Source organism: Lysobacter olei, from assembly GCF_054777355.1.
In genome coordinates, this window is sequence record NZ_BAAHAT010000004.1 from 125797 (window position 1) to 144507 (window position 18711).

At 68.7% G+C, this 18711-nt stretch carries 17 protein-coding genes; 5 read left to right on the plus strand and 12 right to left on the minus strand.

The window, feature by feature from the left end:
* The first annotated feature begins 36 nt into the window (after positions 1–36).
* Both pmbA and ACYVBS_RS07195 read left to right on the plus strand, forming a co-directional pair.
* Positions 37–1401, plus strand: coding sequence for a metalloprotease PmbA (gene pmbA, locus ACYVBS_RS07190; RefSeq protein ID WP_460822749.1), 1365 nt, complete (start codon positions 37–39; stop codon positions 1399–1401).
* Positions 1402–1490: 89 nt separating this feature from the next.
* Positions 1491–1940, plus strand: a complete 450-nt coding sequence (locus ACYVBS_RS07195) for a DUF4870 domain-containing protein (protein WP_460822751.1) — start codon at positions 1491–1493, stop codon at positions 1938–1940.
* A gap of 105 nt (positions 1941–2045) precedes the next feature.
* On the opposite strand, the gene ispA is transcribed toward ACYVBS_RS07195, so the two are convergent.
* From ispA to tilS, 3 genes are read right to left on the minus strand one after another with little or no spacing between them, the layout of a single operon-like run.
* The gene (gene ispA, locus ACYVBS_RS07200; protein WP_460822752.1) at positions 2046–2927 is read right to left on the minus strand and encodes a (2E,6E)-farnesyl diphosphate synthase; all 882 of its coding nucleotides are present in this window, start codon (positions 2925–2927) and stop codon (positions 2046–2048) included.
* Complete coding sequence (locus ACYVBS_RS07205; protein WP_460822753.1) at positions 2920–3177, minus strand: exodeoxyribonuclease VII small subunit; 258 nt, start codon at positions 3175–3177, stop codon at positions 2920–2922. Before ACYVBS_RS07205 ends, ispA begins: the two co-directional genes overlap by 8 nt.
* A gap of 31 nt (positions 3178–3208) precedes the next feature.
* On the minus strand, positions 3209–4531 hold the full coding sequence (tilS, locus tag ACYVBS_RS07210) for a tRNA lysidine(34) synthetase TilS (RefSeq protein WP_460822755.1): 1323 nt from the start codon (positions 4529–4531) through the stop codon (positions 3209–3211).
* Positions 4532–4594: 63 nt separating this feature from the next.
* Here tilS and ACYVBS_RS07215 point away from each other — a divergent pair, with 63 nt between their 5' ends.
* Positions 4595–5722 carry an NADH:flavin oxidoreductase/NADH oxidase gene (locus ACYVBS_RS07215; RefSeq protein ID WP_460822756.1) on the plus strand — a complete coding sequence of 376 codons (1128 nt, stop codon included), beginning with the start codon at positions 4595–4597 and terminating at the stop codon, positions 5720–5722.
* 60 nt (positions 5723–5782) lie between these two features.
* Here the strand turns inward: ACYVBS_RS07215 and ACYVBS_RS07220 are convergent, their stop codons facing one another.
* The 4 genes from ACYVBS_RS07220 to ACYVBS_RS07235 all read right to left on the minus strand — a co-directional run bounded on the left by ACYVBS_RS07220 (position 5783) and on the right by ACYVBS_RS07235 (position 11673).
* Positions 5783–6745 (minus strand): acetyl-CoA carboxylase carboxyltransferase subunit alpha, encoded by a 963-nt coding sequence (locus tag ACYVBS_RS07220; protein WP_460822757.1) that lies wholly within the window; start codon positions 6743–6745, stop codon positions 5783–5785.
* A gap of 194 nt (positions 6746–6939) precedes the next feature.
* Positions 6940–10464 carry a DNA polymerase III subunit alpha gene (gene dnaE, locus ACYVBS_RS07225; RefSeq protein ID WP_460822758.1) on the minus strand — a complete coding sequence of 1175 codons (3525 nt, stop codon included), beginning with the start codon at positions 10462–10464 and terminating at the stop codon, positions 6940–6942.
* A 163-nt stretch (positions 10465–10627) separates the two neighbouring features.
* Positions 10628–11254 (minus strand): hypothetical protein, encoded by a 627-nt coding sequence (locus ACYVBS_RS07230; RefSeq protein WP_460822759.1) that lies wholly within the window; start codon positions 11252–11254, stop codon positions 10628–10630.
* Between the two features lie 200 nt (positions 11255–11454).
* Positions 11455–11673, minus strand: coding sequence for a hypothetical protein (locus ACYVBS_RS07235; RefSeq protein ID WP_460822761.1), 219 nt, complete (start codon positions 11671–11673; stop codon positions 11455–11457).
* Positions 11674–11818: 145 nt separating this feature from the next.
* Between ACYVBS_RS07235 and ACYVBS_RS07240 the strand changes: the two genes are divergently transcribed.
* Both ACYVBS_RS07240 and ACYVBS_RS07245 read left to right on the plus strand, forming a co-directional pair.
* Positions 11819–14122: a tetratricopeptide repeat protein gene (locus ACYVBS_RS07240; protein ID WP_460822762.1), complete on the plus strand. Its 2304-nt coding sequence runs from the start codon at positions 11819–11821 to the stop codon at positions 14120–14122.
* A 22-nt stretch (positions 14123–14144) separates the two neighbouring features.
* Positions 14145–14504 carry a hypothetical protein gene (locus tag ACYVBS_RS07245; RefSeq protein WP_460822764.1) on the plus strand — a complete coding sequence of 120 codons (360 nt, stop codon included), beginning with the start codon at positions 14145–14147 and terminating at the stop codon, positions 14502–14504.
* Here the strand turns inward: ACYVBS_RS07245 and rnhB are convergent.
* The 5 genes from rnhB to lpxD form a co-directional block, all read right to left on the minus strand.
* A complete protein-coding gene (gene rnhB / locus ACYVBS_RS07250; RefSeq protein ID WP_460822765.1) occupies positions 14491–15111 on the minus strand; it encodes a ribonuclease HII in 621 nt (206 codons plus the stop codon). The genes ACYVBS_RS07245 and rnhB overlap by 14 nt on opposite strands.
* 2 nt (positions 15112–15113) lie before the next feature.
* Positions 15114–16313, minus strand: coding sequence for a lipid-A-disaccharide synthase (lpxB, locus tag ACYVBS_RS07255; protein WP_460822766.1), 1200 nt, complete (start codon positions 16311–16313; stop codon positions 15114–15116).
* A gap of 10 nt (positions 16314–16323) precedes the next feature.
* Complete coding sequence (gene lpxA / locus ACYVBS_RS07260) at positions 16324–17118, minus strand: acyl-ACP--UDP-N-acetylglucosamine O-acyltransferase (RefSeq protein WP_460822767.1); 795 nt, start codon at positions 17116–17118, stop codon at positions 16324–16326.
* A 2-nt stretch (positions 17119–17120) separates the two neighbouring features.
* On the minus strand, positions 17121–17600 hold the full coding sequence (gene fabZ / locus ACYVBS_RS07265) for a 3-hydroxyacyl-ACP dehydratase FabZ (RefSeq protein WP_460822768.1): 480 nt from the start codon (positions 17598–17600) through the stop codon (positions 17121–17123).
* Between the two features lie 72 nt (positions 17601–17672).
* Positions 17673–18710, minus strand: a complete 1038-nt coding sequence (lpxD, locus tag ACYVBS_RS07270; protein WP_460822769.1) for a UDP-3-O-(3-hydroxymyristoyl)glucosamine N-acyltransferase — start codon at positions 18708–18710, stop codon at positions 17673–17675.
* Position 18711: the final 1 nt, after the last annotated feature.

Sequence of the window (18711 nt, forward strand, 5' to 3'; positions counted from 1 at the left end):
CGTGGCCCGCGGAATCAACGCTGCAAGGATAAGCCATTGAACGCCCTGATCCCCGAACCGGCCCTTCATGTCGACAGCCAGTCGCGCCTGGATGCACTGGCCGACCTGTCCCAGCGCCTGCTGGCCAGTGCCCGCCGCCGTGGCGCCAGCCAGGCCGAGGTCTCCTGCTCGGAGGATGCCGGCCTCAACGTGAACGTGCGCATGGGCGAGGTCGAGACGGTGGAATCCACCCGTGACCGCGGCATCGCCATCACCGTGTACTTCGGCAAGCGCAAGGGCAGCGCCAGCACGGCCGACCTGCGCGAGGACAGCCTGGAGGCCACCGTGGAGCAGGCCTGCGCCATCGCCCGCCATACCGAGGACGACGACGCGGCCGGCTTGGCCGAGGCGGAACTGATGGCCACAGATCTGCGCGAGTTCGACAGCTGGCACCCGTGGGCCATCGACGCCGACGGTGCGATCGATCTCGCCCTGGCGTGCGAACAGGCAGGCCGCGATGCTGACCCCCGCATTGGCAATTCCGACGGTGCCTCGCTGGGCACCGGCACCAGCGTAAGCGTGTACGCGAACTCGCATGGGTTCGTGGGCCGTGAACGCAGCACGCAGCACAGCATCAGTTGCGCCCTGATTGCCGGCGAGGGCGATGCCATGCAGCGCGACGGCTGGTACAGCATCGGCCTGGCCGCGTCGGATCTGGAAGACGTGGCCGCGATCGGTCGCAAGGCCGCCGAACGCGCCGCCGCGCGCCTGGCACCGCGCCAGGTCCCCACCGGCGAGTACCCCGTGCTGTTCAGCGCCGAAATCGCCCGATCGCTCGTCGGCCATCTGCTGGGGGCGGTGTCCGGGGGCGCCTTGTACCGCAAGGCCAGCTTCCTGCTCGACAGCGTGGGCACGCAGTTGTTCCCCGACTGGTTCTCGATCGAGGAGCGGCCGTTCCTGCCGCGCGGTTTCCGTTCTGCCTCGTTCGATGCCGATGGCGTGGCCACGCGCGAGTCACCGCTGGTCACCGCCGGCGTGCTGCAGCGCTACATCCTCGGCACCTATTCAGCGCGCAAGCTGGGCCTGCAGACCACCGGCAACGCCGGCGGCGTGCACAACCTGGAGGTGGCGAGCAATGCGGGCGACCTGGAGTCCCTGCTGCGGGGCATGGACCGTGGCCTGCTGGTCACCGAGTTGATGGGGCAGGGCGTCAACAGCATCACGGGCGATTATTCGCGCGGCGCGTCCGGCTTCTGGGTGGAGGGCGGCAAGCTGCAATACCCGGTCGATGGCGTGACCGTGGCCGGCAACCTTAAGCGCATGTTCCGTGCCATCGAGGCGGTGGGTCGCGACGTGGACCCGCGCTCGCACATCCGTACGGGCTCGATCCTGGTCGGCGCGATGACCGTCGCGGGCGAGTGACGGCAGGGGTGCCGTCAGTTGACTTGCACCCTACGGCCGATGCCTCAATATCGGTGTCGAGACCGGAGCGTTTCCGGAAGGAGTCCGTCATGACCGAGGCCTATACCAATCCGCCCCCCGTCAACCTGACCGAGAACGAACGCCTGTGGGCGGCCGGGGCGCACTTGGCCGCATTGGCGCTGGCGCTGCTGACGAGTTGGGTGGCCGGCATTGCCGGTGCACTCGGCGCGCTCGGCATCTGGATGATCAAGCGTGACGATTCGGCATTTGTCGCCGAACACGCCAAGGAAGCCGTCAACTTCAACCTGAGCATGTTCATCTATGCCTGCGCGGCAGGCCTGATCGGCTTCCTGCTGGTCGGGGCCACCGTGCTCACGCTGGGCCTGGGCATCATCCTGACCGCCCCCGCCGGCATCGTGCTGCTGTTGGCCATTGGCGCCATCGCGGTGATGTGGCTGGTGTGCAGCGTGATCGCCACCTTCAAGGCCTACAACGGTGAGAGCTACCGCTATCCGCTGACGATCCGATTGTTGAAGTGATGCTCGCGTACGCGCGGCGTTGAATGGGAAACGGCCGCATCTTGCGGCCGTTTCTTTTTGGAGCGCCTTAGGCTGGGTTGCTTCTCGGAACGCCGAGTGGCGACCTCAGTGTTGGCGCTCGATCGCCAATTTTCCCAGCGCGGCCAGGGCATCGGCTTTCGCGCCGAAGGGGGCCAAGGCGTTCGCCATCTCCGCCGCCAACTGCTGCAGGCGTGCCTTCGACGCCTCCAACCCGATCAGTGCGGGAAAGGTGGCCTTGTCCTGCGCCGCGTCCTTGCCCGCCGTCTTGCCGAGGGTGGCGCTGTCGCCTTCGACATCGAGGATGTCGTCGCGTACCTGGAAGGCCAGGCCGAGCGCGGTGGCGAAACGGTCCAACGCCGCGAGGTCGGTGTCCGTGGCGCTGCCGCACAGCGCGCCCATGCGCACTGCGGCGCGGATCAGCGCCCCGGTCTTGAGCGCATGCAGTCGCTCCAGTGCGGTGACGTCGAGCGCGGTGCCATTGCCGGTGGCGTCCAGGTCCAAGGCCTGGCCGCCGCACATGCCGGCGGCGCCGGCGGCTTCGGCCAGAGTGCGCAGCAGGCCCACGCGTACCGCATCGGTGGCGGGGGCCTCGGCGAGGACGGCAAATGCCAGCGTCTGCAGCGCATCGCCGGCGAGGATGGCGGTGGCCTCGTCGAACGCGACATGCACGGTGGGCTGGCCGCGGCGCAGGGCATCGTCGTCCATGGCCGGCAGGTCATCATGCACCAACGAATAGGCGTGGATCAGCTCCACCGCTGCGGCAGGCGCGTCCAGCAGCGCTTCATCGGCACCGAACAGTGCGCCGCTGGCATGCACCAGCAACGGGCGCATGCGCTTGCCGCCCAGCAGCACGGCGTGGCGCATGGCGGCATGCAGGCGCTGGGGCGAGTGGTCGGGGTCGGGCAGCACGCGCGCCAACGCGACGTCGGCGCGGTGGCGCCAACCGATCAGGCGGTCTTCAAGCATCGGGCGCGGCGGCGAAGGGTTCGGCGCTGGCCGGATCCTGCGGGTCGCTGAGCAGCTTCACGCGCAGTTCGGCCTGCTCCAGCGCGGTCTGGCAGCGGCGGTAGAGGCCCACGCCGCGCTCGTAAGCGGCCAGGGAGTCTTCCAGGCTCATGTCGCCGTGTTCCATCTTCTCGACAAGCTGTTCCAGCTCGTCCAGCGAGGTCTCGAAGTCGGCGACCGGCGACGGTTCGGATGCGGATTTGCGGGCCATGGGTGAAGTGTGCGGCGCGGCTTGCGGGCGGTCAATCGCGCGATGCACGCGTCGGCGGCTGCCAGTGCAGGCGCGCGCCGTGCTGCCTCAGCCACACATCGAAGGTCGCCGAGTAGGCCAGGTCGCCGGCCGCCAGCACCTCGCCCTCCGACGACCGCAGCACCGGCAGGTGTTCGCGCTCCCACGGCGGCACGCCCAGGTCCTGCAGCACGTGCTTGAGTGCGTGCGAATGAGTGCGGCCGGGCAGGCTGATGCGCTCGCCGCCGTCGCGCAGGCCGACGATGACCGGCTGCGGGAGGCACGCGGCGCCCTCCAGATGCAGGGAGCCACCGCCCGGAATGGGCAAAGGCGTGTCTCCCGTCCAAGTGGCCTGCCAGTCGGCAGGGGGCGGTGGGATCAGCGGCGCGGCGTGCAGAAGGTCCCGCCAACTGCGCAGGCCGAACCCTTCCCACGCGAACAGCGCGCGCGCGTCGGCCCGCGCGGGCAGCACGTCGTGCTCGATCCGGGTGATGCCTTCCGCCGGCAGTGGCGGCAGGCCCAGTCGTGCGATCCACAGGCGCAGTACGCGGGCGCGGCGCGCCGGTGTGAGCCTTTGCAACGCCGTGCGCGACAGGGTCGCGGGGTCGGCGGTGGCGGCTTCCGCCAGATGCCGCTCGTCTTCGTCGTGCAACAGTGCCGTTGCGCCCTCGCAATGAGCGGCGGCGTGCGCGAACGCGGCGTCGGCCGCAGGCCAGCGTTCGCGCAGCAACGGCATCACCCGGTTGCGCAGGAAGTTGCGGTCAAACGCGGTGTCGGCGTTGCTGGGGTCTTCCAGCCAGCGCAGTCCATGCGCCCGCGCGTGGGCGTGCAGCGCATCGCGCCGCGTCGCCAGTAGAGGGCGCCAGAGGCGGTGGTCGCCCAGCGCGCTCCAGCGGCGCATGGCCGCCAGTCCGTCCGGGCCGGAGCCGCGCAGCGCACGCAGCAGGAACGTCTCGGCCTGGTCGTCCTGGTGATGCGCCAGCACCAGAACTTCGCCAAGGTCCAGATGGCGGGCATAGGCGGCGCGGCGGGCGTGGCGAGCGGCGGCCTCTGGGCCTTCGCCGGAGGCGAGGGGCACCTGCACCCGCTCCACCGCCAGCGTCACCCCGAGCGCCTGGCAAATCGCCACGCAATGCCCCGTCCACTGGTCGGCGTCAGCATGCAGGCCATGGTGCACATGGAGGGCGCGCAATCCGCGTTCACGCACCTCGGGCCGCGCGGCCAGTGCATGAAGCAGCACTGTGGAGTCCAGCCCGCCGCTGAAGCCGACGCATAGCGGCGCCTTCGGCAAGTCGTGGAAGGTCGATGCTGGCAGCGGGGCGGCGGGTGCGGGCATCCGGGGATGGTGCCAGACATCGGCGCGACCGCCAGTGTTGACGGTATTGGAAAACAGTGGCCCATGGCCGTAGCTTCCAATGGACGCGCCAGACCCCACGACTACTTCCCCGACCCAGTGAGCCATTCCGTGTCCAAACTGTTCGAGCCGCTGGCGCAGCGGTCATTGCACCTGCGCAACCGCATCGTTGTCTCGCCCATGTGCCAATACTCGGCCAACGATGGCGTGCCCAATGACTGGCACCTCGTGCATCTGGGCAGCCGCGCGGTGGGCGGCGCGGCCGTCGTGGTCGCGGAGGCGACGGCGGTGTCGCCGGAGGGCCGGATTTCCCCGCACGACACCGGGCTGTGGAACGACGCACAGGTGGCGGCGTGGGCTCGGATCAATGCCTTCATCGCGGAGCACGGGGCGATTCCGGCCGTGCAGCTCGCGCATGCCGGACGCAAGGCCAGCACCGATGCGCCTTGGCGCGGCCATGGCCCGGTGCCCGCGGCCTTGGGCGGCTGGACGCCGGTGGCGCCCTCGCCGCTTGCCTTCGACGAACGCTCTCCGGTGCCGCACGCGCTGGACGAGGCCGGCCTGCGCAAGGTGGTCGACGATTTTGTCGCGGCCGCCGGGCGTGCCTACGCGGCGGGCTTCCGCATCGTGGAGGTGCATGCCGCGCACGGCTACCTCCTGCACGAGTTCCTGTCGCCGCTGACCAACCGGCGAGCGGACCAGTACGGCGGCAGCTTCGACAACCGCGTGCGCCTGCTGCTGGAGGTGGTCGATGCGGTGCGTGCCGCCTGGCCGGCGGAACTGCCGCTGTGGGTGCGGATCTCAGCCACCGATTGGGCCGAAGGGGGCTGGGATGTGCCGCAGAGTGTCGAGCTGGCCCGGCGCCTGCGCGAACGCGGTGTGGATCTCATTGACGTGTCCAGCGGCGGCTTGGTGCCCAATGCCCGCATCCCGCTTGAGCCGGGCTACCAGGCGCCCTTCGCGCAACGCGTCCGTGAGGAGGCGGGCATCGCCACCGGCGCCGTGGGGCTGATCACCGAGCCGGCGCAGGCCGAAGCGCTGGTAGCCGATGGCGTGGCCGACATCGTGCTGATGGGGCGCGAACTGCTGCGCGATCCGTATTTCCCGCGCCGCGCGGCGCATGCGCTGGGTGCGGATCTGCCCGCGCCGCCGCAATACCAGCGGGGCTGGTAACAAAAAAACCGCGCCACAGGGCGCGGTTTTTTCTGCCGTCGAAGCGGAGACGAGGTGGGCTCAGGCCGCCTCGTACGCACCGTACCCGCGCAGGCGCTCGTATCGACGCTGCAGTAGCTCGGGCACGGGCACGGTCTCCAGCGCGTCCAACTCGTTGAGCAGTACGGCCTTCAGGCGCTTGGCCATCTGCTTGGGGTTGCGGTGCGCGCCGCCGGTCGGCTCGCGCACCACCTTGTCCACCAGGCCCAGCGCGTGCAGGCGGTGGGCGGTCATGCCCAGCTGCTCGGCGGCGTCCTTGGCCTTCTCGGCGGTCTTCCACAGAATCGAGGCGCAGCCTTCGGGCGTGATCACCGAATAGGTGCTGTACTCAAGCATGATCGTGCGGTCGCCCACGCCGATCGCCAGCGCGCCGCCAGAGCCGCCTTCGCCGATCACGGTGCAGATCACCGGAATCTTGAGTTCGGCCATCTCCAGCAGGTTGCGGGCGATGGCCTCAGACTGGCCGCGCTCCTCGGCGTCGATGCCCGGCCATGCGCCGGCGGTGTCGATGAAGGTCAGTAGCGGCAACTTGAAGCGCTCGGCCAGCTTCATCAGGCGCAGCGCCTTGCGGTAGCCTTCCGGCTTGGGCATGCCGAAGTTGCGCCTGATCTTGGTCTTGGTATCGCGACCCTTCTCGTGGCCAATCACCACCACGCTGCGCCCGCCGATGCGTGCGAGGCCGCCGACGATGGCGTTGTCGTTGGCGAAGGCACGGTCGCCGGCGAGTTCCTGGAACTCGTCGCAGATCTGCCGGAGGTAATCCAGCGTGTACGGCCGCGCAGGGTGGCGCGAGAGCTGCGAGACTTGCCACGGACTCAGGTCGCGGAAGATCTGCGCGGTGCGCTTGCGGAGCTTTTCCTGCAGGGCGTGGACTTCGGCGTCCACATTGACCGAGGCGCCGTTGTGGGCCGAATCGCGCAATTCCTTGATCTTGGATTCAAGGTCGGCGATGGGCTGCTCGAAATCGAGGTAGTTCGGATTCATGCGGTGGGCCATGCTCGTGGCAGGCCGGCTGCCGGGAAAGCCGACAGTCTAGCCCAAGGGGGGGCAACGTACCGAGGCGTGTGGAGGGCATCCGTGATGGAAGGCGCACGTGGCCCAATGGCATGGGGACAGCGGACGAATGTTCGCGGCGCCACCAATCTTGTCAGCGAACGCCGGACCCCGCAGTCATTGCGTCAATGGGCCCACGGCTTGGCCAACTGCACCTTGACCGTGCGCACGCCCGGTGTGGCGCGCAGGGTGCCGGCCAGGTCGGCATCCACGCGGATCGACTGGGTACCGTTGATGTCCACCATGCCGGCCGCGCCCGGGACCAGCAGGTCCAGTCGCAGCGGCGTCTGCCCGGGGCGCTGCTTGTCGAGCAGCGCGTTGACCCGCTGCCAGGTGCCGGGCACGCGCAAGTCGAGCCGCAGCGACAGGCGTTGCGCATGCTTGCTGCACACCTGCGCAAAGTCCCAGCAGCGATTGGCTTTGAGCGCGAAGCCGCCGCTGAAGCTGTCCTCGCGCAGCCCGCCCTGGATCACCAGCAGGCGGTCGCGCACCAACATCTGCGCGAACTCGGAATAGGTCTCGCCAAAGAAGGCGCATTCGACGCGGCCGCGGCCGTCCTCGATCTGCACGAACATCTGGCTGTCGCCCTTCTTGCGCAGGCCCACCACTTGGCCCGCGACCACTGTCTCGACCTCTTGCCGCCAGCTGCCGCGCGCCGGTTCCGGCCGGTTGGCCCAAATCGCTTCCAGCCCACCTAAGTCGTGGCCGATCAGTCCGCGCACTTCTTCGCGGTACGGGTCGAAGGGGTGGCCGCTGAGGTACTGGCCCAGCGTGGCGTGCTCGCCTGCCAGCAACTGGCCCAGCGGCATCTCGTCAGTCTCGGGCAGGTCCAGGTGCAAGGCGGGCGCGGCTGCTTCCATGCCGCCGAACAGCGACACCTGTCCGGCCGCCTTCTCCTTGGCGAGCTGGTCGGTGGCCTTGAGCACTTCGGGCAACTGCAGCATCAGGCTGGCGCGGTTCTTCGCCAGGCCGTCCAGCGCACCGGCATTGACCAGCGCCTCCAGCGCGCGGCGGTTGAGCTTGGTGCTGTCCACGCGCTTGCAGAAATCGAGCAGGTCGTTGAACGGCCCGGCGGCGCGACGCGCATCCACGATCGCCTCGCATACGCCGCGGCCCACACCCTTCACGCCGCCGATGCCGTAGCGGATGACGCGCGGCTCCACCGCTTCGAACATGTACTCGGAGGCGTTGACGTGCGGCGGCAGGACTTCCAGCCCCATCACCCGCGCCTCGTCGAGGAAGTTAACCACCTTGTCGGTGTTGTCCATGTCCGACGAACACGTCGCGGCCATGAACTCGGCGGGGTAGTAGTTCTTCAGCCACGCTGTCTGGTACGCGACCAGTGCGTATGCCGCCGAGTGCGACTTGTTGAAGCCGTACTCCGCGAACTTCTCCATCAAGTCGAAGATGGGCGTGGCCTGACTCGCCGGGATGCCGCGTTCGGCGCAACCGCTCTCGAACTTGGCGCGTTCCTTCGCCATTTCCTCGGGCTTCTTCTTGCCCATCGCGCGGCGCAGCATGTCGGCGCCGCCCAGCGTGTAGCCGGCCAGCACCTGGGCGATCTGCATCACCTGTTCCTGGTACACGATGACGCCGTAGGTCGGCCCCAGCACCGGCTCCAGCGACGGGTGCGGATAGCTGACCTCGGTGTGGCCGTGCTTGCGGTCGCACCATTCCTTGTCCATCCCCGAACCCAGCGGGCCGGGGCGGAACAGTGCGGCCAGCGCGATGATGTCCTCGAACACGTCGGGCATGGCGCGCTTCAGGAGCTCGCGCATGCCGCGTGATTCGAACTGGAAGACCGCGACGGTGTCGCCACGCGCGAACAGCTTGTAGGTGTCGGCATCGTCCAGCGGCAGCGCGGTGATGTCGAGCGGCTCTTCGCCGGCGGCACTGCGGCGCTTGTTGATCGCCTTCACCGCCCAATCGATGATCGTGAGCGTGCGTAGGCCCAGGAAGTCGAACTTGACCAGGCCGACCGACTCGACGTCGTCCTTGTCGAACTGCGTGACCGGGCTCTTGCCGCGGCCTTCGCCATCGTGTTCGGCGAACAGCGGGCAGAAGTCGCTCAATGGTGACGGCGCGATCACCACGCCACCGGCGTGCTTGCCGGCGTTTCGCGTCAGGTCTTCGAGACTGCGCGCCAGGTCGAGCAGGTCGCGCACGTCGTCTTCGGTCTGGTAGCGCGTGATCAGGTCGGACGAGGCCAGCTCCGGGTTCTTCCGTGCGGCCTCGCTCTCGCCCAGCGCGTCGTCCAGACTGATGCCCAGCGTATTGGGGATCAGCTTGGCAATGCCGTCGACCATGCCGTACGGGTGGCCGAGCACGCGGCCGCTGTCGCGCACCACCGCCTTGGCCGCCATGGTGCCGTAGGTGATGATCTGGCTGACGCGGTCACGGCCGTACTTGCGCGCGACGTAGTCGATCACCTCGTCGCGGCGGTCCATACAGAAGTCGATGTCGAAGTCGGGCATCGACACGCGTTCGGGGTTGAGGAAGCGCTCGAACAGCAGGTCGTACGGCAGCGGGTCCAGGTCGGTGATGCCCAACGCCCAGGCCACCAGCGAACCGGCGCCCGAACCGCGGCCCGGGCCGACGGGGATGTCGTGTTCTTTACCCCAGTTGATGAAGTCCGCCACGATCAGGAAGTAGCCGGGGAACCCCATCTTGATGATGACGTCCAGCTCGGTTTCCAGGCGTGCGTCGTAGTCCTCGCGCGTCTTGCCCGGCGCCAGCGGCTGCTTGAGCAGGCGCTTCTCCAGACCTTCGCGCGCGGAACTGCGCAACCACGATTCGATGGTGTGGTCGTCTGGCACCGGGAACGCGGGCAGGTAGTACGTGCCCAGGTGCATCTCGACGTTGCAGCGGGTGGCCAGCGCGATCGCGTTGTCGATCGCGTCCGGCACGTCGGCGAACAGCTCGGCCATCTCCTCGGACGACTTGAGGTACTGCTCCGGGCTGTAGTCCTTGGGCCGCTTGGGGTCGTCGAGCACGCGGCCCGACGCAATGCACACGCGCGCCTCGTGCGCCTCAAAGCCTTCGCGGTCGAGGAAGCGCGCATCGTTGCTGGCCACCACCGGGATGCCGCGCGTGGTGGAGGCGTGCAGCGCGAAGCTGTTGAAGACCTCTTCGCTTTCACGGCCGGTGCGGGTCAGCTCCAGGTGCAGGCGGTCGCCCAGCTCGCCCTTCCAGTCGGCCAACCAGGCTTCGGCCAGCTCGTGGCGGTTGCTGGTGGCCAGTCGGCCGGCGAGGCTGTGCCGGCCGACCAGCGCGAACAGGCCTTCGTTGTCCTCGCGCAGCCACTCCGGGCGCATTGCCACGCCGTCGGTGCGGTGGCCTTCCATCCACATGCGGGTGAGCAGGCGCGAGAGGGTGAGGTAGCCGCCGCGGTCCCGACACAGCAGGGTCATCCGGGACGGCGTCTCGTTGCCGTCGGCCAGGCCGATGTCGGCACCGAGGATCGGCTTGATACCGGCACCTTCGCACGCCTTGACGAACTTCACCGCGGCGAAGAGGTTGTTGATGTCGGTCAGCGCCACCGCCGGCTGACCCAGCATCGCGCAGCGTTTCACCAGCTCGCCGATACGGATCGTCGAGTCGGCGAGCGAGTACTCGCTGTGGAGGTGCAGGTGAACGAAGCGTGCGGACATGCGGCAACCGGAGGTGCAACCCGCAGGGTATCAGGCCCAGCCGCTCGGGCAAGACCTTGACAGCGCGGGCAACGCCTCCGTGCCGCTGACGATGCCGATGGTGACCGCACCCGGTTGGCCCGGCGCGCAGCTCGATCCATGGAACGGTGGGATCGCAGCGCCGTCAGACGACCTTGAACGGGTCCTCGGGGTGGCCACGATGCACGTAATGGCTGTCGTTGACGCGCAGCTTGTGCCGCCACAGCGCGAGCTCGGCCAGCCGGTCGCGAATCCAGGCTGCCCGCTGCTCGTCTCCGGTGCCCAACGGGCGCTCCTCGAGCCGGTACTTGCTGAAGTCCTTGTATTCCTCCGCCTCATCGGCAAAGGCGGGCCATGCCAGCTCGATCAGCAATACGTCGTCCAGCAAGCCCAGCAGCGGCTCGTGGTCGGCAATGAGGTCGTCGTCGCGATCGATGTAATCCAGCAGCTTTCGCACGCGCGCGCTCATCGCCGCGTTCGCGTCCCAGTCCGGGTCCAGCAGCATCATCCGCAGTTCGTCCATGCGCTGAAGCCGGCGGTCGAGCACGTCGCGCGCCGTATCGTCGGGCAACGTGAGCAGCCAGTTGATCAGCCGGTGCAGCCGGTCAGGCTCCACGCGAGCGGCATCTGGGTGCAATTCGTGCAGCAACGCATCGAAGCCCGCGATGGCGGTCGGCGTGAGCGCGATGTTGGCGCGCGGATCACCGCTGGCACCCATCCAGGTGTCATACGGCAACGGATCCGGGGTGGGGGTAGGGGTGGACAGGCGCATGGCACACCTCGTCGATCCGGCCAGTGGGGGGCGGACGTTCGCGCGGCGGCCGGCGCCTGGCGCGACCGCGGCCGGCCCGGAGGGGCCGGTCGCTGCATCGTCACTATGCGCCGTTGCGGGGCGGTTGTCCTGTCCAGGGGGCTAGGTGAAGACGAGCGGCGTCACCGGCCATGGCCAGTCGCGCCTTCGCCCGACGCCGCTCAGTGGATCCTGAACCGGGGGCAGGGGGCGAACAGGTAGCTGTGATGGCGCACCTCGCGCAGGTGGGCCTCAAGCGCCAGGGAGGCTCGGCGCTCCGCGATGTCCCGGCGACGCTCGATGGCCGGCACCTGGACCTCGACGCGCCGTTCAAAACGGCGGGCGCGGGCGGCGGCAAAACGGGGGGCGCTGATGGCGGCGATGGCGGTCATGGCGTTCATGGTCGTGGCTCTCGTTGCGGGGGATGGCGCCGGGGTTCCGGCGTGAGGTCATCCTGCGGCGGAGGGCCCATGAGGGTCATGATGGCTGCCGATGCCTTCTCTCCGCGTTCCAAGCGGTGGATGAGGGCCTCATGAGGTTTTCGTGATGGACGAGCCTGGAGCCTTGGTGGGTCAAGGACGGCCCGGCGAGCGCTACCGTTTCGGTGAGATCGAGGTCGATGCGGGCGCCCACACCCTGAGCCGGGCCGGCGCAGTGGTTCAGGTGGAGCCAAAGGCGTTCGCGGTCTTGCTGGTCCTGCTGCGCCATGCCGGCGCGTTGGTGCCCCGCGACGACTTGCTCGATGCGGTGTGGGGCCATCGCCACGTCACCCCCGGGGTACTGACCCGGGCCATTGCGCAACTGCGTGCGGCGATGGGGGATGACGCCCAGCAGCCCCGTTACATACAGACCCAGCACGCGCTCGGCTACCGGTTCATCGCCACGCTGGAGGGGGACACCGGATCAGCCGGTGCGCCCATGGCACACGGAGCCGCGCCAGCGGCGACAGGCGCCTTGGGGATGCCCGTCGATGCGCTGTACAGCCACGAAGCCGAGGCCGCCCGCCCACCGGTGCCCGAAGTCGCCAGCGCGGGCAGCGAATCGCATCGCTCATGGAGTCTCATCGTTCCGGGCGACACAGGACGTGCCGCCGCCGATTCCGGGCTGCACGTCAGGGCGGGCGCGGCGGAAAGACGGGCGTTATCGTGGCGTTGGGGGGTTGTTGCCGCGGTAGTCGCTGCCGTCGGCCTCGCCCTCTGGTTCTGGTTGGCCGGGCCGGGAACACGTCCAACGGCGCCGAGCGAGCCATCCATTGCCGTGCTGCCGTTCACCAGCCTGGGTCAGGATGTGGATGACCGTTATTTCGCGGAAGGCTTGGCCAGCGAGCTGCATGACGCGTTGGCCGGCGTCCCCGGCCTGAAGGTGGCCGCGCACCTCGCGCCCTCTTCGGGCGGGCGCGCCGAACGCGACCCTGCCACGCTCGGGCGACGCCTGGGGGTGGCCACGGTGCTGGATGCCACCGTCCGTCGTGAAGGCCAGCGCGTGCGGATCAATGCGCGCCTCACCGACAGCCAATCGGGTTACACGCTGTGGGCGGAGAGCTACGAACGCGAGGCGTCGGGCGTGTTCGATGTGCAGAGTGAAATTGCCGAAAAAGTGGTCGACTCGCTGATGGGCGTGTTGCCTGCGAACCAGTCGCAACTGGCGCGCCGCCTGAAGCCAACGCTCAGCGCAGCCGCGTACGATGCTTACCTCAAGGGCGTGCAGCAATTGCTCGTGCCGCGTAGCGAGCAGGCGCTCGGTCGTGCGGTGGCTTTCTTCAATCAGGCGCTGAAGGAGGACGCAGGCTTCGCGCGCGCCCAGGCGGGCATCTGCCGCGCGGAAATCCGGCGTTTCGAAGCCGCACGCGATGCGGCGGCCTTTACCCGCGCGCGCACGGCGTGCGAACGTGCGGCCCGCATGGATCCCAAGCTGCTCGATGTCAGCCTGGCCATGGGCGACCTGGATCGCACGCGTGGCGAATATCCCCGCGCGATCGAGCACTACACGCGTGCGCTCAATGACGTGGCACTCCGCCCCGAGGCCTACGTCGGCTTGGCGGCGACGCACGCCGCGCTTGGCAACAACCCGTTGGCGTTGGACTACTACGAGCGCGCGCACCAGTTGCGCCCCGGTGATGCCACCATCCATGCCGAGTTGGGATACCACCACTATCTCAACGGCAATCTCGACAAGGCCATCGCGTCGTATCGCATCGCCACCACATTGCAGCCCGATGCCGCGAAATTGTGGAACAGCCTGGGCGGGCTCTACTACGTGGCGGGCCGCCGTCGCGAGGCGGCCAACGCCTTCACCCGCTCACTGGCACTGGAGCCTACGCCCGGCGCGTTGAGCAATTACGCGAGCCTTCGCTTCGAAGACGGCGCCTATGCCGAGGCCGCCAGCCTCTATCGTCGGGCCGCGCAACTGGATCCCGATGATTACCGGTTATGGGGCAACATCGGTGACGCCCTGTCCGCGGATCCCGAGACTGCTGCGCAGGCACGCTCGCCCTATGCGCGGGCGGCGTCGATGGCTGAGGCCTACATCAAGCTCAAAGGGGATGACGCAATGGGCCCGGCGCACCTGGCGTGGTACCGGGCCAACCTGGGTCGAGCGGGCGAAGTGCGGGGCCTGCTGGCGCGCGCCGACGCGCTGGGCACCGAGACGGCCGAAGTCGAGTACTTCGCCGCGCAGGCACTGGCGCGGATCGGCGACCGGGACGGGGCGCGCGAGCGAGTGCGGCGAGCATTGGAGGCCGGTGTCCCCTTGCAGCGGATTCGTACGTCACCCCTGCTGCGGGGCATGGAGGCCGAAGGGGCGTCCCGTCCGGCGTCTCCGGGTTCCTCGGCCCCGCCTTCCAAGGCCTGACCCTGACAGAGAGGACGCCGCAATGAGCCAGACGCAACTGGACAAGGAAGCATTCGTCACCATCCGGTATGACGAAGAGGACAACCCGGTCGCTGATCCGCCGGAGTTGCACGTCAAGCCAGGCACGCGCATCACTTGGGCGAATGCGCCGGCGCAGGACCGCGAGTTCCAGCTTGATTTCGATGACCGCGTGCCGGAGCCGGGCCCGCCGCGCAAGCGCTTGGATGCGCGCAGGGAGAATGGCACTTACCGTGCGTCGATCATTGCGACGCCCGCCTCCGCGGGGGCTTCGCAGGCCCAGGCGTCGCAGTCCGAGCGGTATACCTACGCGGTCCGTGCCGGCGGCCGCATGTCGGATCCTGCCATCATCATTGACAAGTGAGCTCGAACGCCGGAACCCGTTCATCGTCGTGGGCGACGCAGGCCCGGACCGGCGCAAAGCTTCGCCGATGCTGCGCACACGGGCCATGCGCCCGCAGTGCCTCCAGGTGTGCCGGCGTCGGATATCCCTTGTGCGCGTCGAACCCATAGTGCGGCCACTGCGCGTGCAGGGTGTGCATGATGCGGTCGCGGGCGACCTTCGCCAGGATCGAGGCGGCCATGATGGCCGGCTCGATACGGTCACCGCCGACCAGCGCTTCGGCCGCACAGGGCAGGTGGCGGGGCAGGCGGTTGCCGTCGATGCGGGCCAGTGACGGCGCGACGCTCAACCCGCGCAGCGCGCGTTCCATGCCGGCCATCGTGGCCTGGAAGATGTTGATGCGGTCAATTTCGTCGGGCTCGACCAGTTCGATGTGCCACGCGATTGCGTGCGCCTGGATCAGCGGGAACAGCGCTTCGCGCCGGGCCTCGGTGAGGCGCTTGGAGTCGTCCAGGCCGTCGATGGGGCGCATGGGGGCGAGGATGACCGCGGCCACGGCGACCGGACCGGCCAACGGACCCCGACCAGCCTCGTCAACGCCGGCGATCCAACCCTTATCGCGGCTCATGTTCATGCCGCTCCCGCCGCCGTCGGCGCAATGAGTTCTGCCACCGCATCGGCGGCGCGCGCCGAGGCATCCTGGCGCAACTGTTCATGCAGCGCGCGGAAGCGTTCACCCAGGGCCGCTTCCGCTGTCGGATCGCGAAGCAGGGCCAGGGTCGTCGCCGCGAGCTTGTCGGGCGTGCAGTCGTGCTGCATCAACTCGGGCACCACGGGCTCGCCGGCCAGCACGTTGGGCAACGAGTAGTGCGCCACCTTGAGCATGCCCAGGCCCTTGACCAGCGCGTAGGTCATCGGCGCGACCTTGTAGGCCACCACCATCGGGCGCTTGGCGAGCATCGCCTCCAGCGTGGCCGTGCCAGAGGCCAGCAGGATCACGTCTGCGGCGCGCATCAGCGTGCGCGCCTGACCGTCGATCAGCGTCAATGCAGGCGCCAGTGCGGTCGCATCGGGATGGCGCGCCAGCACGTCCTCGAAGGCCCGTCGTGCGTGTGCGCTCGCCATCGGTGCCACGATCTGCAGTCGGGGCTCGGCGGCGAGCACGCGCGCGGCGGCAGCAAGGAAATCGTTTGCCAGGCGATGGATCTCGCCGGTGCGGGAGCCGGGCAGCACCGCCAGCAAGGGGCGGCTGACATCCAGCGAGAGGGCCGCGCGCGCCGCCTCGCGGTCCGGGACCAGTGGCATCTCGTCCGCCAGTGGGTGGCCCACGAAGCGCGCGTCCACGCCGTGGCGCGCATAGATCGCCGGCTCCATCGGGAACAGGCACAGCACGCGGTCGGCGGACTGTCCGATCTTCTGCGCCCGCTTCTCGCGCCATGCCCACACCGACGGGCTGACGTAGTGCACGGTGCGGATGCCGCGCTGCTTCAGCCAGCGCTCCACGCCCAGGTTGAAGTCCGGCGCGTCGATGCCGATGTAGACGTCCGGCTGCCAGGCCAGCAAACGCTCGCGCAACAGGCGACGCAGGCGCAGCAGCCGCGGCAGGTGGCGCAGCACTTCGGCCAGGCCCATGACCGCCAACTCGTTGGCGTCGAACCAGGCCTCCAGCCCCGCCGCGCGCATGCCGTCCCCGCCGATACCGGCGAATTCGGCATCGGGGAAGCGGCGGCGCAGTTCGGTGATCAGACCCGCCCCGAGGATGTCGCCAGAGGCCTCGCCGGCGACCAGCGCGATGCGTTTGGGACGTGCGGCGGTGTCCGTGGCGGGCACGGCGGGTGCCTCAGCGCAGCAGCGGACGTTCGGCGCTGTCGATGAACTCGATCAAGGCCTGTACGTCCTGGCTGCCCGTGGTGTCCGCCAATTCCGCCAGCGCGAGGCGGGCCTCGGCCAGCGGCGCACCGGACACGTACAGCGCGCGGTAAGCACGCTTGATGGCGGCGATCCGCTCTGCGTCAAAGCCGCGACGCTTGAGGCCTTCGCTGTTGATGCCGCGCGGCCTACCGTAGCTTTCCTGAGCCACCATGGTGAACGGCGGCACGTCGCCGTTGACGAACGCGCCCATGCCGATGAACGCGTGCGCGCCGATCCGGCAGAACTGGTGCACGCCGGCAAAGCCGCTGAGGATCACGTGGTCGCCCACGGTCACGTGGCCGGCCAGCGTGGCGTTGTTGGACAACACGCAGTGGTCGCCAACGATGCAGTCGTGTGCGACGTGGGTGTAGGCCAGCAGCCAATTGTCGTTGCCGATGCGGGTGATGCCGCCGCCCGTGCCGGTGCCGCGGTTGACGGTGCAGAACTCGCGGAACGTGTTGCGGTCGCCAATCACCAGTTCGACGCGCTCGCCCCTGAACTTCTTGTCCTGCGGCTCGCCACCGATGGCGCAATGGCCGACGAAACGGTTGTCCCGCCCAATGCTGGTGGGGCCGTTCACGCTGCAGTGCGGGCCGAAAGTGGTGCCGTCACCGATCACCACCTCGTCGCCGAGGTAGCAGAACGCGCCGACGCGCACGCCCGCGCCCAGTCGGGCGCCCGGCTCCACGACGGCAGAGGGGTGGATGATCGGCGCGGTGTCCATGCTCAGGCCTTCGCTTCTGCGCAGAGGATCTCGGCGCAGGCGGCCTGCTCGCCGTCCACCCGGGCCACGCCCGAGTACAACGCCATGTTGCGGATGGTACGCGTCAGCGTGACTTCCAGTTCCAGACGGTCGCCCGGCACCACCATGCGGGAGAACTTCGCGCCGTCCACCTTCACCAGGTAGAACAGCTTGTCGGTGCTGGGCTTACCGGTGATCGCCATCGCCGACAGCTGGGTCAGCAGACCGCCGGCCTGCGCCATCGCCTCCACGACCAGCACGCCCGGCATCACCGGGTGTCCCGGGAAATGGCCTTGGAAGAACGGCTCATTGCAGCTCACGTTCTTGTACGCCAGCACGCGCTTGTTGGGCTCCAGCTCGACCACGCGGTCGACCAGCAGGAAGGGATAACGGTGCGGCAGCAGCTGCTGGATCATCGGCACGTCGATCGGCAGCTTCAGCGCGGTGGATTCGGTTTCGGTCATCATCAATCCTCTGGGCGATCCTTCGCGTCCATCCGCGCCTCCGTGCGAGGATGTTCCTTGTGTGTGTAAGACTCAGTCGTGGCCCTGGCCCGCGTTCCCCACGCGCCTGGCAATCCGGTCGAGCTGCTTGAAGCGGGCGGCATTCTTGCGCCAGCTGCGATTGTCCATCAATGGGGTGCCCGAGGAATACTCTCCCGGCTCCCGGATCGAACTGGTGACCAGGCTCATGGCCGTGACCACCACCTTGTCACAGATTTCCAGGTGCCCCAGCACGCCTGCGGCACCGCCGATGAGGCAGTAGCGGCCGATCTTCGCGCTTCCGGCCACCGCGGAACAGCCCGCCATCGCGCTGTGCGCGCCGATGTGGACGTTGTGGCCAATCTGGATCTGGTTGTCCAGGCGCACGTCGTCCTCGAGAACCGTGTCCTCGATGGCGCCCCGGTCGATGGTGGTGTTGGCGCCGATCTCGCAGTCGTTGCCGATGCGTACGCCACCCAGCTGCGGCACGTTGAGCCAGTGGCCGGCCTCCATGGCCAGGCCGAAGCCGGCCGCGCCGAGGACCGCGCCGGGATGCACCCGCACCCGTTCTCCCAGCACGACACGGGTGACCAGCGTGACCCGCGCGATCAGTTCACTGCCCGCGCCCACCACGCAGTCGTCGCCAATGATGCTGCCAGGGCCGATGACCGCGCCCGACTCGATCCGGCTGCGGGCGCCAATGCTCACGAACGGGCCGATCTGGGCATCCGGCGCCACCTCGGCCGTGGCGTGGACGACCGCGGAGGCATGGATCCCAGACTCGCGGGCCGGTTGCGGCTCGAACAGCGCGGCCATGCGTGCAAAGGCCACGTATGGATCGCGCGCCACGAGGGCGGTGCCCGCATAGCCGTCGGCGTCACCCTCGCGCAGCACCACCACGCCCGCACGGGTGCTGGCCAGCTGGTTGCGATACCGGGGGTTGGCGAGGAACGCGAGCTGGGCGGGACCCGCTGCCGCCAGGGTGCCGACGCCGTCCAGCATCGTCCCGGCGTCACCACGCAACTCCAGATTGAACCGCGCCGCCAGGTCGGCGGCGCGGAACACGGGGCGATCATGATGACCCACGGCCATC

Bases quoted from the DNA above. Each gene is read 5' to 3' on its own strand.
- ACYVBS_RS07195 (WP_460822751.1), top strand. From the start codon at position 1,491: ATGACCGAGGCCTATACCAATCCGCCCCCCGTCAACCTGACCGAGAAC.
- ispA (WP_460822752.1), bottom strand. From the start codon at position 2,927: ATGCTTGAAGACCGCCTGATCGGTTGGCGCCACCGCGCCGACGTCGCG.
- ACYVBS_RS07205 (WP_460822753.1), bottom strand. From the start codon at position 3,177: ATGGCCCGCAAATCCGCATCCGAACCGTCGCCGGTCGCCGACTTCGAG.
- tilS (WP_460822755.1), bottom strand. From the start codon at position 4,531: ATGCCCGCACCCGCCGCCCCGCTGCCAGCATCGACCTTCCACGACTTG.
- ACYVBS_RS07215 (WP_460822756.1), top strand. From the start codon at position 4,595: ATGGCCGTAGCTTCCAATGGACGCGCCAGACCCCACGACTACTTCCCC.
- ACYVBS_RS07220 (WP_460822757.1), bottom strand. From the start codon at position 6,745: ATGAATCCGAACTACCTCGATTTCGAGCAGCCCATCGCCGACCTTGAA.
- dnaE (WP_460822758.1), bottom strand. From the start codon at position 10,464: ATGTCCGCACGCTTCGTTCACCTGCACCTCCACAGCGAGTACTCGCTC.
- ACYVBS_RS07230 (WP_460822759.1), bottom strand. From the start codon at position 11,254: ATGCGCCTGTCCACCCCTACCCCCACCCCGGATCCGTTGCCGTATGAC.
- ACYVBS_RS07235 (WP_460822761.1), bottom strand. From the start codon at position 11,673: ATGAACGCCATGACCGCCATCGCCGCCATCAGCGCCCCCCGTTTTGCC.
- ACYVBS_RS07240 (WP_460822762.1), top strand. From the start codon at position 11,819: ATGGACGAGCCTGGAGCCTTGGTGGGTCAAGGACGGCCCGGCGAGCGC.
- ACYVBS_RS07245 (WP_460822764.1), top strand. From the start codon at position 14,145: ATGAGCCAGACGCAACTGGACAAGGAAGCATTCGTCACCATCCGGTAT.
- rnhB (WP_460822765.1), bottom strand. From the start codon at position 15,111: ATGAGCCGCGATAAGGGTTGGATCGCCGGCGTTGACGAGGCTGGTCGG.
- lpxA (WP_460822767.1), bottom strand. From the start codon at position 17,118: ATGGACACCGCGCCGATCATCCACCCCTCTGCCGTCGTGGAGCCGGGC.
- fabZ (WP_460822768.1), bottom strand. From the start codon at position 17,600: ATGACCGAAACCGAATCCACCGCGCTGAAGCTGCCGATCGACGTGCCG.
- lpxD (WP_460822769.1), bottom strand. From the start codon at position 18,710: ATGGCCGTGGGTCATCATGATCGCCCCGTGTTCCGCGCCGCCGACCTG.